We start from the raw sequence: 15,579 nt of genomic DNA on the forward strand, positions 1-15,579 counted from the left end.
GGTGCCTACCGGAGTGCGCCGGGCCAAGTGGGTGCGGCCTCGATGGCGAACGGGTGCCGCTCCCAGGTGCGCCACCACTGGTCGGCGGACGGAGGCAGATGTGCCGACCCGGGATCGGCGATCAGGTCCCGCAACTGGATCTTCAGTTCCGCGATGTCCGCTATGGTCGCCTCGCCGTCGGCGTCGGGTCCGAATACCTCGTCCTCACTGGTCCAGATCAGTCGGCGCAGTTGGATCACGTTGCGGGTGCGTTCCTGCCGGGCGGTATCGGCCGCCTCGCAGACGTCCGCAGCGCGCAGGTAGCCGTAGTCGATCGCGATGGAGACCAGCCCTGGGTCGATCGTGACCATGTCGTGGATATCCAGCTCCGGTTGGATCACCACCGCCCCGCGTTCGCGCGCGTACCGGACCTCGTCACGCTGGACCTCATCAGGACCGATCTGCGCGGTGGACCGCATCAGGATCTCCATCAGGTCCTTCTGCGCGAAGTCCGACATGGTGGCCACCCCTTCGGGAGCGGCGACGACGACGAAGCACCGGTCCACGTCCCTGCGGTCCAGGACGATGGCGGCCGGCACGTTCTCGCGGACCCCGCCGTCGATGTAGTGCTCACCGGCCAGCGGGACCGGGGGGAAGACCCCGGGGATCGAACAGGAGGCCAGCACCGCCTCGAACATGCCCACCGGCTCCAGGTCGGCCAGCACGGCGTCGGACCTGTCCCGAAGGCGCCCGTGCTGGTCGACGTACCGCAGTTCCCCGCTCTCCAGGCTGACCACCGCGACGCGCAGGTCAAGTGCAGATCGGCCCAGCCGCTCGGCCGAGAACACCTCCGGGTCCAGCAGCCGGTCCACGATCGTTCCGGGGCGGAAGGCGGAGCGTTGCTGCTGGGCGCCGCGCAGGATGAACTCCAGATCGGTGCTCGAGCGGCCCGCCTCCCATAGGGTGCTCAGGGTCTCCAGTGCGTGCGCGGGGCTCCAGTGCCGTTCGTGCTCGGGTGGCGTGTCGGTACCGGTGTTGATGTCGGTCGCCGGTGCGGCCTCCTCGGCGCCGGCCGCGGGCGTGATCCTCGCCGCAGCGGCTGCGCCCACCTCCACGGCCGCGGCCTCAGCGACCTGGCCGCTGCCGGGACCGTTGGTGCCGTGAGGGTGCGACGGCTGTTCCCCGTTCTCGCGGTCTCCGGTGATCCGGGCCACCGCCTCCCGTGGTTTGGCGAGCAGGTCCGCCAGGCCCGCGGCCAGGGAGGCGCGGTTGGCCCGCCGCTGACGCAACTCGACCACCTTGCGCCAGGTGGGGATGTGCTCGCGCAGAGCGGTGAACCATTCCTGCTCGGCGAACATGTCCGAGGACTGGCGCATCTGCGCCCAGATCTCCTCCATCTGTTCCAGCGCCCGGAGTTGGTCCGCGGCGTCTGAGTGCTGGGCCAGCACCGCGGCCAGGATGGAGCCGGCAGAGGTACCGCTGATCACCACCGGGTCCAACTCCTGATGCCGGTACAGGTACTTCAGTGCGCCGATCTCGAAACTGGACCGGGCTCCACCGCCGGCAATGACCAGGGCGGTGCCGGTGCCGCCGGAGCCGGGGGATACGGTCCCCGAACTGCTCGCAGCGGGAGGGGTGTTCGGGTCGATCCACCGAGCAAGCCGGGTGCGCAGGCGGTACATCGCGGAGTCACTCACACGGCCCAGCGTACGGAACCGCCGCCACGGCGGCCCGGAATATTCAAACCCCCGCCCCTGCGGCCCGCGCGGATCGCCCACGCCCACCGGGCTATCACGCGTCGCTGTTCCCGCACGTGGTGGCGCGGCCCGGCTCGCCGGCCGCCCGGATCGTGCCGGTCACCCGGGTCAGCACCGGGGTCGCCCCGACGCGGCTGGGGATACGGGAACCGACCTCCACGCAGGCGACGTTGACCACCACGACCCACCCGCCGTCGTCGGCCCGGCCCAGGCCCAGCCCGCACACACCCGGTTCATCGGCCAGGTCGGCCCCGAGCGCTTCCTTCGCTTCGCGCGCCTGCGCTCGAGCGACCCCGGCCGGCGCCTCGTCGCCTCGGGGCGATCCGGTAGTCACGGTCCCGCGCCCTCTCCACGGTGCCGGTCCGGGGCCGCTACCTGTGCGCCGTCGCCCCTGGCGAACAAGGAGACATCCAGACGGGTCAGGACCTCCTGAATCGGGTTCAGGTAGGTCAGCCCCTGACCGGCGCTACCTCCGCCGGTGCTGCCGGCGAACAGCAGCCCCACCGCTGAGGTGTCCTCGCTGAGGTAGACGAGGGATCCGGAGTCCCCGCCGGCGGAGAAGGGGTCCGCCCCGGTGCCCTCCACCTCGATCTGGCCGTCGAAGGCCAGCGTGCCCAGGCCGGTACCGAAGTCCACCGGCAGTCCATCCAATTCGATCGCGGTGACCACGCCGTGGGTGAGGCCGGTGGTGCGCCCGATCTTAGCCACCTGCTCTCCGCCGTCCACCAGCGTGGAGCCGGTCAACTCACCACCGGGGTGGGCGGTGACAGCCTCGGCGGTGAGGTCCGGCTCGAGGGCCGCGATGGCGGCGTCAACCGTGGCGCCCCGCCCGGGCACCAGATCGACCAACCCTGCCAGGGCGCCGATCCGGTCGGCCGGATCCGTCCCGCCATCGGCCGGGCCGGGCTGCACAACCGGATCACCGAGCGTTCCGGCCTCCCCGACCAGCACGTGGTGGTTGGACAGCACGTGCATAGCCCCCTCGTGGCGCACGAACGCCCCCAGCGTGCCGGCACTGACACCGGTGTGCGCCACCGACAGACCGGGCCGCAACGGCCGGGTGCGCTCGGTCAGTTCGGCTGCGATCGACCGGGGCAACCCCACCCCGGCCGGTGCGGGACCGGGCCACGCACGAATCCTGCCGGTGTGCCGCGCGTCCAGATCCGGCCCGAACTGCTCGCTCAGGCGGCGGGCGGCCATCCTGGCAGTCGGGGTGCCCAGCCGGTACCGCAACGCCAACCGGTAGGAACCGTCGGCGGCCGGGGCCAGGCCGAGTGCGATCCCCACGGTGGCCGGCCCCGGGATCGTCCCGATCGTGGACCCTCCGTAGCGGTGGGCCATCGTCACGTCCAGATGACCGACCAGGTCGGTCACGTAGTCGGCTGCCTGCGCCTTGACCTGCCGTGCCTGCTCGCGGTCCCAGCCCATGGATCACTCCGTCCTGCCTCGGTGCGGCGCTGCTTCCCCTACCCAGCAGTCTGCGTGCCGCGGCCCCGGACTGCTACCCGGGGTGGCGACATCGGTGCGCCGGCCCTGCCGGCGGGCTTCGGCGCTCACAGCAGGTCTGCGAACCGCGTGCCGAGGCGGCTCCAGGGCCGGCGACGACGGTGCCGGCGGCCGGTCAGCACGCGTTGGTCATGATCGAGCCGGCGCAGTCTGATGTTGCCCGCTAGCCCGAGAAGCGTGGGGAGGGAGGTCGCGAACGGTAGCGAGAGGCCCACCGAAGCCCCCAGCATCAGCAGGCTCATCACGATGTACCGGGTCCATGACGTCTGCCGCGGGTGGCGGTGGTGCTCACCGTCCATGGCTGTCCAGGACATGACCTGGATCGACTCGCCCGCGTCCACCTGGGTGGTGCCCTCCGCCAGCCACACATGTGAGGAGTTCGGCAGGGCGACCTGTGGGCGCCACGTCGAGTTGTGCCGGATCCCTACCTGTTCCAACAGTCCGTCGGAGTGCTCGGTATGGACCACATCGACCACCTCCGCCCACGCGGGGCCCTCCTCCCAGGCCCATGCGGTGCGTTCAGCGGGCAGGACACCCAGGCCCTGGTAGGTCCCGGGGAAGGTGACCAGCAGCGCGATGATCACTCGGGCGCTGGGACCCAGCAGGGACTCAATCGGGCGCAGGTCGGGGACGCGCCGCCAGTTCGGTGTGCTGGGCCCGACCTCGGGCAGAGTTGCATCATGGGTGCCGGGCTCGGCCCGGGCACCGGCCGAGACGGGCGCGGGCATGGCGCGGCGGAACCGGCGGGGCAGCAGCATCCCGGTGACCGCGCCGAGCACCCGGGCAGTGAGGTACCCGATCAGGGCCAGCGGCGACAACAGCAGGAGCGGGAACAGGTACAGGCGTAGGTCCGTGCGCACTCCCTTGCGGAACGGGGTGGCCATCATCCGCAGGACCACCCGCCAGTCGGTGACCGCCAGATCGAAGGCCCACAGCAGCACCCGGATCCTGGCGGTGCCATCGCGCAGGTCGGGGCCTACCTGCTGGACCAGGTCCTGCGGGGCCACCCCGGCCGGGGTGAGAACGAAGCACCAGCGCCATCCGCGGATGGTCACGGGATCCTGTGCGCGGTCCGACCGGCCCTCCAGGTGGAGCACAGTGGGCACCGGCAGGCCCTGTGCACGGGCCTCCTCGGCCACCTGCACCACGTAGCCGTCGTCGGGAAGGGCCCGGTGGTCGCCACGATCCAGAACCGCTGCGCGGGCCGCCGAGACGGTGTGCACCACCAGCACCACGCCGACGATCACCACCAACGTCCCCGCCACCCGGTAGGGCACGGCGACGAGCGCGAACATCAGCGCGATCGGGGCGATCCGGGCCACGGTGAGCGCCAGTGCCAGCCACACCGCCAAGGCGGCATTGCCGATGCTCCGTACCGTGCGCATGGGAACGCACTGTAACGATCGCGCCGCTCATGGGTACCTCTCCCCATTCCGCGCCGGTAGCGCCCGCAGTAGCCTGCGAACCGTAGTGGCGGGGAGTTCCCTGTGGTGACCGGAGGTTTGAATGACGGAGTTCATGGTCGATCCCGACACGCTCGAACTCATCAAACAACTGGCCGAGCGCCAGGGTGAGCACGTTGACGCGATCAGGGCCCACCTGGAGAGCCACACCACGTTGAACGACGTAGGCGGGCTGATCATGGCCTTCCTGGCACCGATGTATGACTCCGGGCGGGAGAACGCGGTACAGGGATTCGACCAGGGTAAGGCGGTGTGCGAGGCCGTCGCCGAGGTGGCCGAAGAGTCCAAGCAGGCCTACCTGGACGCCGATGAGGAGTGCCGGGCCGGACTGGAGGATGCGTGCGCGGGCTCCGGTATCGACGTCCCGGCCGCCCCGCCTCCGGGCTCCGGTGTGGAGTTGCCTCCGGCGACCGGAGTGATCGGTCCCGGTGCGGCGTCGGAGGGCTCCAGCATCTGGTCCAATCTGCGCGAGCACACCGTCAGTTCGATCGACACCACGCGTTCCCTGGTCCACGATGCCGGTAAAGCCGGTGCCGACGACTACGCCAACCGGGTACTGCCGCGCGCTGAGTTGCCTGGTGGGGTGCAGGCTTTCGACAACGTCCGGGTGCGCCGCCCCTTCGACGTCATGATGGACAACGCCGTGGATTCTGCCTGGGAGGCCGCGGACGACCGCTGGGGCCAGCACGGTGCCACCTCCAGCCTTCGGGACCGGTTCGAGCAACGCCAGTACGCCGCGTGGGGGGAAAGTTACGACAGCGGCCTGACCACCACGAGCAGGACCCCAGAGACTCCGTACGCGAGTTCCTGGGTGGACAACAACATGAGCGTGCGTACCTGGCAGGCGGGTCAGGACGTGGCCGGGCTGTACGGACAGAGCCGGGGAGCCTACGACGCGGTCAATACCGCGATGGAGACGGGGGAGTCCCTGCAGACGGTGCGCGCTACGGCCGGTGGGCCGGACAACACCGCCTCTCACGATTGGGCACAGGACCGATGACGGTACGTGAACTCGAAAACGCCTCGTTGGGCCTGATCAGCCCCGCCCCCACCACGGATGACTTCGGCGAGGGGCTGCGGTGGAAGGCCGGACCGTTGCTGGGCGGGTTGGACTGGCTGCTGGAACAACTCACCGGGACCTCGGCGATCCGAAGTCTCGTGGAGCCCATCGCCGGCGACTGGGTGGGTCTCTCCTCGGGGGAGCAGGCGTGGAGCCACGCCCAGCACGCATCCGAGGCGGTGGGCCGCAACTTCGCCGCGGCGGCGAACCCGGCCGGCTGGACGGGGGAGGCCGCTGAAGCCTATTCCGAGCGGATGCAGGAGATCGGGGACAGTTTCACCCAGTACGGCGAGGGCTGCGCGGCGATGGCCGAGGTGACCGGGGCGCTGGTGGAACTGACCAAGTCCACCGCCGAGGCCATCGCCGGCATCCTGGGCTTCCTGGGCGACTGGCTCACCCGCGCCGCCGCCCAGATGGCGGTCCCGGTGGTGGGCTGGGCAGTGGGGGCCATCGATGGCGTGATCAGTTCGGCCACCGCGATCCGCAAAATCAACCAGGGCATCCGGCTGATCCAGACGGTGGTGGACACCGTGGAGCGGTTCCGCAGCGTGATCGTGGTGCTCACCCGTCTGGCCTACCTGATCAAGGTCATCGCGCAGAGCATTTCCCACGTCAACCGGGTGCGCACGGTTGCCGCCGGAGACACTGCCACCGCCACGGCATTCGGAGTCCAACCATGAGTTTCGACCGCAGTGAGATCGACGAGTTGCTGGCCGATGTCCGCGCGGCCACCGAGGACGCCCGCCAGACCGCGCAGGAGCAGGCCGCCGAGCGTGAGCGGTTCGCCCAGGAGAGCAGGCAGATGGACGCCGAGCGGGCGGCTGCTGCCCGGCGTGGGGAACACGGGCGTGACTGGCAGGACTTGCAGGGCCGGATCGACCGGGGGGAGACCACCCTGGCCGCGGTGCTCTCCGGAGAGGATGACTCCCCACTGGCTCAGCGGATCCAGGACGTGACCGCCCAGAACCTGGTGACGATCACCGCCGAGATGGCCGAGCACGATGAGGCCACCGGTGGCGAGCGCTTCTCCGAACTCAACGAGGCCTTCGCCGACCTGCGAGTCAGCATGGAGCGCGCCGCCGAGGCCGCCGAACAACTGCGCGGCCCGGGTCCGGAGTGAGTAGGAGCACGGAATGAGCGAGCCGATCGTCGTCACCTTCGATGTGGTGCACCAGGCGGCGGACGACCTCGAGGCTGCCACCACCGCGATGCGCGAACTCCTCGACGGGATGGTGGCGCAACTGCGTCCGCTGGAAACGGAGTGGACCGGTGCCGCCGCGCAGGCCTACCAGGCGCGGCAACGGGAGTGGGACATCGAGATCACCGAGATGGTGGATCTGCTCGGGGTGCTGGCCGGGAGGGTGGAGGCCTCCGCTCAGACCTACCAGTCCACCGAGGGGGACGTGCGCTCGGCCTGGGCCTGAGTCCGCAGCATCTGCGCACCGGACCTGGTCCACATCCGGCGGTTCGGCGCAACCACAGGCAGTAGTGTCCCCCTGTAGGCAGACAAGCGCATACCGCCGGGCCGGGTGGTCCGGCCCAGGCCGACGGGATGAGTGGGGTCAACGATGAAGATCACGAAGTACGCACACGCCTGCGTCGCGCTGGAGGATGAGGCCGCCCGACTGGTCATCGACCCGGGTTCGTTCACCACGCTTCCCGAACTCACCGGGGTGGTCGCGGTGATCCTCACCCATGAGCACCCCGACCACGCCGGCACCGACAATCTGCAGGCACTGCAGGAGGCAAACCCGGGCGCACCCATCCTTGGTCCGGAGGGTGCCGCCCAGGCCCTGCCCGCGGTCGAGGTGCAGGTGGTCCAGCCCGGCACCAACGGCCGGCTCGGGCCGTTCGACGTCACCTTCGGGGGCGGGCGGCACGCGCCTATCCACCACAGCATCCCGCAGGTGGACAACCTGACGGTGCAGGTCGGCGAGGACTTCTACCACCCCGGCGACAGCCTGGAGGCACCCACCGAGCCGGTGGCGGTGCTGGCCGCGCCGATCAGCGGCCCCTGGCTGAAGTTGGGTGAGGTGATGGATTACGTGCTCGCCGCGCAGGCGTCCAGGGTGATCCCGATCCACGAGGTGCATGCCTCCGAGCCCGGTCGCGGCATCGTCTATGACCGCCTCGGTGAGGTGGCCGCCCAGCGTGGCGGGGAGTTCATGGTGCTGGCCCCGGGGCAGAGCCTGAGCACCTGAACCCGGGCAGGCGACGTCACGTCGGACCGCAGAAGGTGTTAGGTGACCAGCGCGTCGGTGACCACGCCGCGCGCGGCCTGCTGGACCTGCTCCAGGTGGTCGGCGGAGACGAAGGACTCGGCGTAGATCTTGTACACGTCCTCGGTGCCCGAGGGGCGGGCGGCGAACCAGGCGTTCTCCGTGGTGACCTTCAACCCCCCGATCGGGGCGTCGTTGCCCGGGGCGCGCACCAGCCGGGCCGTGATCGGGTCACCGGCCAGTTCCGTGGCGGTGACCGCCTCCGGGCTGAGCCGGCCGAGCGTCGCCTTCTGGTCCCGGGTGGCCGGGGCGTCCACGCGTGCGTACCAGCTCTCCCCGAACGTGGCCGCCTGTTCCTCGTGCAGTCGGGACGGCGACCGGCCGGTGACCGAGTGGATTTCCGCGGCCAGCAGCGCCAACAGGATGCCGTCCTTGTCCGTGGTCCACACCGAGCCGTCACGGCGCAGGAAGGAGGCGCCGGCCGACTCCTCCCCCCCGAATCCCAGCGAGCCGGCGAGCAGGCCGGGCACGAACCACTTGAACCCGACCGGAACCTCCACCATGTCTCGCGCCAGGCTCGCAGCGACCTTGTCGATCAGGGCCGAGGAGACCAGCGTCTTGCCGATCCCGGTGCCCGCCGCCCAGTCGGGGCGGTTGCGGTACAGGTAGTCGATCGCCACGGCAAGGTAGTGGTTGGGGTTCATCAACCCGCCGTCGGGGGTGACGATGCCGTGCCGGTCGGCGTCGGCATCATTGCCGGTGGCGATGTCATAGGGGGCAGAACCCCCACCGGCGGCCATGGTCTGCAGCAGTGAGGCCATCGCGTGGGGGGAGGAGCAGTCCATCCGGATCTTGCCGTCGGTATCCAGGGTCATGAACGCCCACCGCGGGTCCACCTGGGGGTTCACCACGGTCAGGTCCAGTCCGTAGCGCTCGGCGATGGCGCCCCAGTACTCCACTGAGGCGCCACCCATCGGGTCAGCCCCGATGCGTACTCCGGAGGAGCGGATCGCCTCCATGTCCAGCACCGATTCCAGGTCGTCGATGTAGGCGAGCATGAAGTCGTGCCTGTGCACCCGCTCGCCCGCACGGGCCTGCTCGTACGGGACGCGGGGGATGCTGCCGATACCGCCGCGAAGGAGTTCGTTGGCACGATCGGCGATCCAGCCGGTGGCATCGGAATCAGCGGGCCCGCCATGCGGTGGGTTGTACTTGAAGCCGCCATCACGCGGCGGGTTGTGCGAGGGGGTCACCACGATCCCGTCCGCCCGCCCCGGGCCGCGGGTTCGCACCCCCTCGGAGCTCCCGGCACCGTTGTGCCGCAGGATCGAATGCGACAGCGCCGGGGTGGGGGTGTAGGAGTCGCGGGCGTCGATGTGCACGTCTACCCCGCCGGCCACCAGTACCTCCAGCGCGGTGCGGGCCGCCGGATCCGACAGGGCGTGGGTGTCCCGGCCCAGGTAGAGCGGGCCGTCGATGCCCTGGTCGGCGCGGTATTCCACGATCGCTTGGGTGATGGCCACGATATGGCCCTCGTTGAAGGCACCGTCGAGGCTGGAGCCGCGGTGCCCGGAGGTACCGAAGGACACCTGCTGGCTCGCGTCGCCCGGATCGGGGGTGACGTCGAAGTACGCGCTCACCACCGCGTCGACGTCGATCAAGTCCTCGGGAAGGGCCACGGTTCCGGCGCGTTCATGCATGGATCGATCCTGCCACCCCCGGGCGGGCGCGGGCCAGCGCTGCTCTAGGGTGTGGGGTTATGGCGAAACGCTCCAAAGGACGGTCCAAGGAAGTCAATCCCAAGGTGGCTGCGCGGCGCGCTGCGCGCAAAGCCGCGCAGGAAGCGTTCCAGCAGGGTGAGGTGAGTGGCCCGCTGCGCGCGTTCGAGGGGCTGCCCGGTGAGGTCGACTGGGTGGCGCTGCGGGAGGTGGTGCCCGCGGCCACGGCCACGGCGCGCACCACCGCCGAGTACGGGTCCCGGGACGTCACGGTGGTCACGTTGCTGCCCGGCCTGCTCGCCGCGATGCACCGCAAGGACGGGCAGATCCTGGTCGCGCTGCAGACGCCGTCCAGTTCCGCCGATGCCAGCCGCGACGTGGCCACCGCGCTGCTGGCTGCCCTCACGGCCGAGCCCGGCACCGCCCTGACCCAGGTGGACCTGGACCCCGAGGGTCCCAGGCTGCAGGACGTGCTGGACCCCTCGGTGGACTTCGAGGTCACCCTGCACGACAACTTCGATTACGCCCTGGACCCCGAGGAGGAGATCACCGGGGATGTCAAGGACGCGCTGGAGCAGTTCGCCGAGTCGATCGTGCCCACGGTCAAGGTGGCGGGTGTGGAGGGCGCCTATTGGTGCCGGATGAGCGGGCGGGAGTACCTGCGCTGGTCCCGGCCGGAACCGGAGGAGGAACTGCTCGATGCGCTCGCTCGCCTGCACGCCACCGGGGAGTCGGTGCTGGAGCAGGGCACCCGCCTGATCGGTACGTTCCGTTCCTGTGGTCTGGTGATCCCGGTGTGGGAACTGGTGCGGGGCAGCGAAGCCGATGAGCTGGGGCCACTGCTGCCCCCGTTCCAGGAGCGGCTCACCGAGGCACTGGCACGGACCGGTGAACTCGGACCGGATGAACGCCGCGCCCGCGCCTCCCTGGTCTCGCGCCAGGTCACGCTGCGGTAGACCCGGCTCGCACCACCGCACCCGGGCGAGCCGCGCCGGCGCCGACGTACGCCGCGAACCGCTGATGCCTACCGGGCACCTCAGGGACGCTTCCTTTTCGTTCCCTTGACCTGGCCATAATGGGCGGCACGCGCGCCTTTGAACTCCCGCCCCCGGCAGGTCATCCTGCGTTGCCTGCCCTAGCCCATTAGGCTGGTGTTCGTGAGCGGGGAGCAACCATCGAGTGAGCGCCGACGGCCCCTGCGCGTGATCCGACGACGCACGGCCGGACACGCCGCGCGTGCAGAAGCCTCCGGTCAAGTCCGCGAGCAACGCGTCGCGGTGGTGATCCCCGCCAAGGATGAGGCCGAACGCATCGCCGAGACCGTCTACGCGGTGCGGGCCATCCCGTACGTGGACCTGGTGCTCGTGGTCGACGACGGCAGCGAGGACGACACCCAGCATGCCGCTCGCGCGGCCGGGGCGGTGGTGGTGCGGCACTCCCAGAACCGTGGCAAGGCCTCGGCGATGGAGACAGGTGCCTCCGTGGTCGCAATGCGCGACCTCGAGGACGGGCCGGCCCGGTTGCTCCTCTTCGTCGATGCCGATCTGGGCGCCACCGCTGTGAACGTGGCGCCCCTGGTGCCCCCGATCGTGGCCGGACGGGCGGACATGTCGATCGCGGTGTTGCCGCCGCAGGCCGGGGCGGGGGGCCGGGGGTTGGTGACGGGCCGGGCCCGCAAGGCGATCCAGCGCGCTACCGGCTGGACGCCCCGGCAGCCATTGTCCGGGCAACGTTGCATGACGCGTGAGGCGTTCGACGCCGCCACCCCGTTGGCCCGGGGCTGGGGGGTGGAGGTGGGGATGAGCATCGACGTGCTGATGCAGGGCTTCGCCGTGGTGGAGGTGCCCTGCGACCTACGTCACCGCCCCAGCGGGAACGATCTGCGCGGACAGTTGCACCGCGCGGCCCAGTACCGGGACGTGGCGGTGGCGATCGCCACCCGCCGGTTCCGGCACTACAAGCAGAAGGTGGTGCGCGAGATCGACACCGCTGAGACCGCTCAGGGCGGGATCGTGACCGCCACCTCGGTGCAGTCGGGGCCACGCCCGGAGGAGGCCGTGGTGGCCGACGTCTCCGAACCAGCCGACGGTGACGGCGACCTGACCGAGCATCTCGGTGAGACCACGGCGGACGCCGCTGAGGCGCCCGTTTACCCCCGGGCCGAGGGCACGGACCAGGCCGAGGACGGCGCCCCGCCGAGCGTCGATGGCGCGGCACACGGGGATGAAGGCGCGAAGGCCGAGTAACCCCGGAACCCGGTCACGGCGGGCCCGGGCAGAACTGAACAGCCCGCCCCGCCTCCCCGGGCAGGCCACGGCGGCCGGGTGAGGCCTTCGCCTTCGCCGGTTACGTCGTCCTCGGGCGTGAGTCCGCCGGCGGCGTGTCGCGGGCGCGGCCGGCGTCCTCCTCGGCCGCCGTGGCGGGTGCGGGCACTCCCACGTAGGCACCGAGTTTCACGCGGGAGGTGCTGGACAGGCCCAGCATCCAGGTGCAACTCGCCGCGACCAGCAGGGGCACGCTCACCGCCACACCGACCGCGGGGATCGCCACACCGGAATCGTTCACGGCCATGCCGATACCTAGTCCGACCGCGATCGCGATGATCCCGGCGGGCAGCATCGGGGCAGCCTTGGCCATATGCGACACCGGGGTGCCGCGCGAGAGGGAGTCGGGGATCCCCGGGTCGCGGATCGCTCCGCGGATCGGGCGGGCGAACACGAACACCACCGTGAGCACCCCGCTCAGGGCCAGCAGGGTCAAAGGGGTGTTGCCGAACAGGATCGCCAGGTTCTGGCCCAACTTGCGCCAGACCACGTCCCACAGGCCGCCGTCGAGCACTGTCTGGAAGAACGCGCCCATGTGGGTCCGGTCCTGCACCGGGCGCAACCAGTCCACGAACGCGAAGGCCATCGTGGCCACCGCCGACCCACCCAGCACCACCCCCACCCGCAGTACCGACAACCGGATCCCGGCAGCCATCAGCGCCAGGAGGGCGAAGGCCGGGAGGAGTGCCGGCGGTCCGCCGAAGTCCGCGCCCAGGCCCGGTGCGCCGTCGAAGATCGCCGCCGCCACTCCGAGCACGCCGGTGATCACCCCGGCCAGCACGCGTCGGTCGCGTTGGACCAGGTGATTGGCCAGTGTGATCGTGACCATCAGCGTGGACACCGTGAACAGTGTGAAGGCGGTGTTGTTCATCCCGTACATCCGCCCGGCCACCAGCGTGGAAACCCCCATCACCGCATCCACCTGCAACCGGGCGCCGGTCGCGATGTCCACGGTGAGCACCGCCGCGGTGATCCCGGCCACCACGGTAGGGGCGCCCAGCACGTGCCGGCGCCACGGCCCCACCAGGGCGATCGTGACGATCGCGGCCACGAACAGGGCGATGTAGGCGACCAGTCCGAGTGCCGGTGGCGTGCTGCGCCACCACGGCATCATGTTCGCCAGGAACGAGGACACCGGGAGAGCCGCGATGCTCAGGGCTGCGATCCGCAGACCGCGCAACACCGTGCGCCGGTGCACGGTGAAGGCGGTGAGCCGGGCGGCCACCGAGGGTACCCGGCGCTGCAGGAACTTGCGCACCCGTTCGGCCGCGGGACGCTTGAGGCCCACGGCAAGGGCCGCGAACAGTGCCAGATTCATCAGCACCAGCACCAGGTAGTAGGTGGGGGTGATCGGGCGCACGGCCTGGGCGTGGACGGCCTGGTCGATCAACTGCTCGTGGCGCTCGGTGGCGTCCAGGTCCGCCGGCTCGATGCGCAGTGCCGAGCCGATCACGTCCCCGCCCACCGGTTCGCCGTCGAGCATCGACAGCAGCGAGGGGAACACATCGGTGACCATCACGTAGCCGCTTTGCCGGGTGGCCGCGCTGATGCCCAGGCCCACCTCGCCGTCCGCCCCGGTGATGGACAGCACCCGCAAGCCCGCCGAGCCGTCGTCGGCCAGGCCGGCCAGGACCACGATCGGGTCCACCCCGGCCCGGTCCAGTCCGGTCAGCACCGAGCCGACCCGCCGATCGAGCAACTCCAACTGCTCAGCCCGGTACACCCCCGGGCCCATCGGGTTGATCATCGGCTGGTTCTCGTCGGTAAAGCGTTCCCTGCGTTCGGTCGGCAACGGTCGCAGCGACCCGGCGTCGATGACCAGTAAATCTGTCGTGGCCACCGCCTCGCTGACCTGGTCGATCAGGTCCTCCCCGGCGCCCGCCCGCGCCCGGTGGTCAGCGGGGACACCCTCGGGGTCGGCCAGCGCGATCGCCGCGCCCGGGCCGATGCCAGTGGCCGTGATCTGCTGGTCGGCCAGCGCCTGACCGAACGTGCCCGGGCGGGCCCGGTAACTGAGTTCGGTGGCCGAGTCCAGGTAGTCCTGCCAGCCCGGCACCACGCCGTCCTCCCCGGGCTCGGTCAGGATGCGGCAGCGGCCGTCGAGGTCCCCGGCCCGGTTCCCGGCGGACAGGCCCAGCCACCCATCGGCCGGGCAGGCGCTGGCGCGCACCGAACGCACGATCAGTGAGGCCTTCGACTCCTGCGCAAGCAGGCCCAGGTTCGGGGTGGTCGAGGTGATGTCCTCCCATGCCAGGCCGGCCACGCCGAGCAGCACCACCGGGCGATGGGCGATGTTCTCCGGGGTCTCGCCCTCGAGGTCCTCCTGCGAACCGGGGTCCTCAGGTGCCTGGGCCAGCGGGGTGGCCGGCGTGCCCGAGGCGGCGGCCGGGAGGCCGATGGAGAGCACCAGGACGGCGACCAGGACCGCCAGCACGGCCATGATCGTCCGCGGCAGCGCCCGGTCCGTTCGGCTCATCACTGTCCAAGCCTAAGCGCGGCTAGGCTCGGCATCGGCCGCTGTGGGGCGATTTCACAGGGGCCACACCCGTTCATCACTTCATGGATCCGCACGGAGGAACGTGATGCGTTACGCCTACCTCGGCCCGGCCGGTACCTTCACCGAGGCCGCGCTGCTGCAGGTTGCCGACCCCGGTACCGATGAGTTGCTGCCGCGGGCCGGCGTGCCCGCCGCACTAGCAGCGGTGCGCGACGGAAGCGCGGACCGGGCGATGGTGCCGATCGAGAACTCCGTGGAGGGCGGGGTCAGCGCCACCCTGGACGCACTCAGTTCCGGGGTTCCGCTGGTGGTGGTCGGCGAGGCGCTGGTGCACGTGGAGTTCGTCCTGGTGGCGCGTCCGGGAACCGCACTGCACCAGGTGCGCCAGGTCGCCACGCATCCCCACGCCTGGGCCCAGTGCCGGCGCTGGCTGGAGCTGAACCTGCCTGAGGCCGCTCACGTGCCGGCCACCTCGACCGCCGCCGGGGGCGCGCTGCTCGCCGGGGAGGAGCCGGTGGACTTCCAGGCCGCGATCACTGCCCCGCTGACTGCCCAACAGTACGGCTTGGAGGTGCTGGCCGCCGGGATCGGCGACAACCCGCACGCGGTGACCAGGTTCGTGCTGGTCTCGCGCCCCGGCCCGATCCCGCCCCGTACCGGTGCTGACAAGACCACTCTGATGGTGCACCTGCCGGACAACGAGGCCGGCGCGTTGCTGACCATGCTGGAACAGTTCGCCGCCCGCGGGGTGAACCTGTCCCGGATCGAGTCGCGCCCGATCGGGGACGCCCTGGGCCGGTACTCCTTCTCCATGGACGCCGAGGGCCACATCGACGACGAACGTATCGCTGCCGCGTTGGTCGGGTTGCATCAGGTGTGCCCGCTCGTGCGCTTCCTCGGGTCCTACCCCCGGGCCGACGGCGGAACGGCGGGTAGCGTGCCGGCCGGATTCAGCGACGAGAAGTTCCGCGCGGGCCGCGAATGGGTGGAGCAGTTGCGGTCGGGTGTGCACCCCACCGACTGAGATGCCGAGTTGACCTCAAGTAGGGTTGAGGT

14 protein-coding genes are annotated in these 15,579 nt (G+C 70.7%); 8 read left to right on the top strand and 6 right to left on the bottom strand.

Annotated features, from left to right (window positions below):
- Positions 1 to 5 precede the first annotated feature (5 nt).
- From ACO0LU_RS16030 to ACO0LU_RS16045, 4 genes are all read right to left on the bottom strand, one after another.
- Positions 6 to 1,676 (bottom strand): patatin-like phospholipase family protein, encoded by a 1,671-nt coding sequence (locus tag ACO0LU_RS16030; RefSeq protein WP_424792359.1) that lies wholly within the window; start codon positions 1,674 to 1,676, stop codon positions 6 to 8.
- Positions 1,677 to 1,770: 94 nt separating this feature from the next.
- Positions 1,771 to 2,070 (bottom strand): hypothetical protein, encoded by a 300-nt coding sequence (locus tag ACO0LU_RS16035; protein WP_424792360.1) that lies wholly within the window; start codon positions 2,068 to 2,070, stop codon positions 1,771 to 1,773.
- Positions 2,067 to 3,164, bottom strand: a complete 1,098-nt coding sequence (locus ACO0LU_RS16040) for a hypothetical protein (protein ID WP_424792361.1) — start codon at positions 3,162 to 3,164, stop codon at positions 2,067 to 2,069. The genes ACO0LU_RS16035 and ACO0LU_RS16040 overlap by 4 nt, the downstream gene beginning before the upstream one ends.
- Positions 3,165 to 3,289: 125 nt before the next feature.
- A complete protein-coding gene (locus ACO0LU_RS16045; protein WP_424792362.1) occupies positions 3,290 to 4,627 on the bottom strand; it encodes a hypothetical protein in 1,338 nt (445 codons plus the stop codon).
- Positions 4,628 to 4,748: 121 nt separating this feature from the next.
- Between ACO0LU_RS16045 and ACO0LU_RS16050 the strand changes: the two genes are divergently transcribed.
- From ACO0LU_RS16050 to ACO0LU_RS16070, 5 genes are all read left to right on the top strand, one after another.
- Positions 4,749 to 5,705 carry a hypothetical protein gene (locus tag ACO0LU_RS16050; RefSeq protein ID WP_424792363.1) on the top strand — a complete coding sequence of 319 codons (957 nt, stop codon included), beginning with the start codon at positions 4,749 to 4,751 and terminating at the stop codon, positions 5,703 to 5,705.
- Entirely contained in the window at positions 5,702 to 6,445 is a 744-nt protein-coding gene (locus ACO0LU_RS16055; RefSeq protein WP_424792364.1) for a hypothetical protein, read from the top strand. Before ACO0LU_RS16050 ends, ACO0LU_RS16055 begins: the two co-directional genes overlap by 4 nt.
- The gene (locus ACO0LU_RS16060; protein ID WP_424792365.1) at positions 6,442 to 6,885 is read left to right on the top strand and encodes a hypothetical protein; all 444 of its coding nucleotides are present in this window, start codon (positions 6,442 to 6,444) and stop codon (positions 6,883 to 6,885) included. Before ACO0LU_RS16055 ends, ACO0LU_RS16060 begins: the two co-directional genes overlap by 4 nt.
- Before the next feature lie 13 nt (positions 6,886 to 6,898).
- Positions 6,899 to 7,189, top strand: a complete 291-nt coding sequence (locus ACO0LU_RS16065; protein ID WP_424792366.1) for a WXG100 family type VII secretion target — start codon at positions 6,899 to 6,901, stop codon at positions 7,187 to 7,189.
- A gap of 144 nt (positions 7,190 to 7,333) precedes the next feature.
- Positions 7,334 to 7,966, top strand: a complete 633-nt coding sequence (locus tag ACO0LU_RS16070; protein WP_424792367.1) for an MBL fold metallo-hydrolase — start codon at positions 7,334 to 7,336, stop codon at positions 7,964 to 7,966.
- Between the two features lie 38 nt (positions 7,967 to 8,004).
- Here the strand turns inward: ACO0LU_RS16070 and pgm are convergent, their stop codons facing one another.
- Positions 8,005 to 9,684 carry a phosphoglucomutase (alpha-D-glucose-1,6-bisphosphate-dependent) gene (gene pgm, locus ACO0LU_RS16075; protein ID WP_424792368.1) on the bottom strand — a complete coding sequence of 560 codons (1,680 nt, stop codon included), beginning with the start codon at positions 9,682 to 9,684 and terminating at the stop codon, positions 8,005 to 8,007.
- A gap of 59 nt (positions 9,685 to 9,743) precedes the next feature.
- Between pgm and ACO0LU_RS16080 the strand changes: the two genes are divergently transcribed.
- Both ACO0LU_RS16080 and ACO0LU_RS16085 read left to right on the top strand, forming a co-directional pair.
- Entirely contained in the window at positions 9,744 to 10,658 is a 915-nt protein-coding gene (locus tag ACO0LU_RS16080) for a DUF5926 family protein (RefSeq protein WP_424792369.1), read from the top strand.
- Between the two features lie 201 nt (positions 10,659 to 10,859).
- Positions 10,860 to 11,948 (top strand): glycosyltransferase family 2 protein, encoded by a 1,089-nt coding sequence (locus ACO0LU_RS16085; RefSeq protein ID WP_424792370.1) that lies wholly within the window; start codon positions 10,860 to 10,862, stop codon positions 11,946 to 11,948.
- A 100-nt stretch (positions 11,949 to 12,048) separates the two neighbouring features.
- On the opposite strand, the gene ACO0LU_RS16090 is transcribed toward ACO0LU_RS16085, so the two are convergent.
- Entirely contained in the window at positions 12,049 to 14,502 is a 2,454-nt protein-coding gene (locus ACO0LU_RS16090) for a hypothetical protein (RefSeq protein ID WP_424792371.1), read from the bottom strand.
- Positions 14,503 to 14,608: 106 nt separating this feature from the next.
- Here ACO0LU_RS16090 and pheA point away from each other — a divergent pair, with 106 nt between their 5' ends.
- A complete protein-coding gene (pheA, locus tag ACO0LU_RS16095) occupies positions 14,609 to 15,547 on the top strand; it encodes a prephenate dehydratase (RefSeq protein WP_424792372.1) in 939 nt (312 codons plus the stop codon).
- Positions 15,548 to 15,579 lie beyond the last annotated feature (32 nt).

Origin of the sequence: Pseudactinotalea sp. Z1748, from assembly GCF_049725185.1 — a bacterium.
Classification (GTDB): Bacteria; Actinomycetota; Actinomycetes; order Actinomycetales; family Beutenbergiaceae; genus CALKWS01.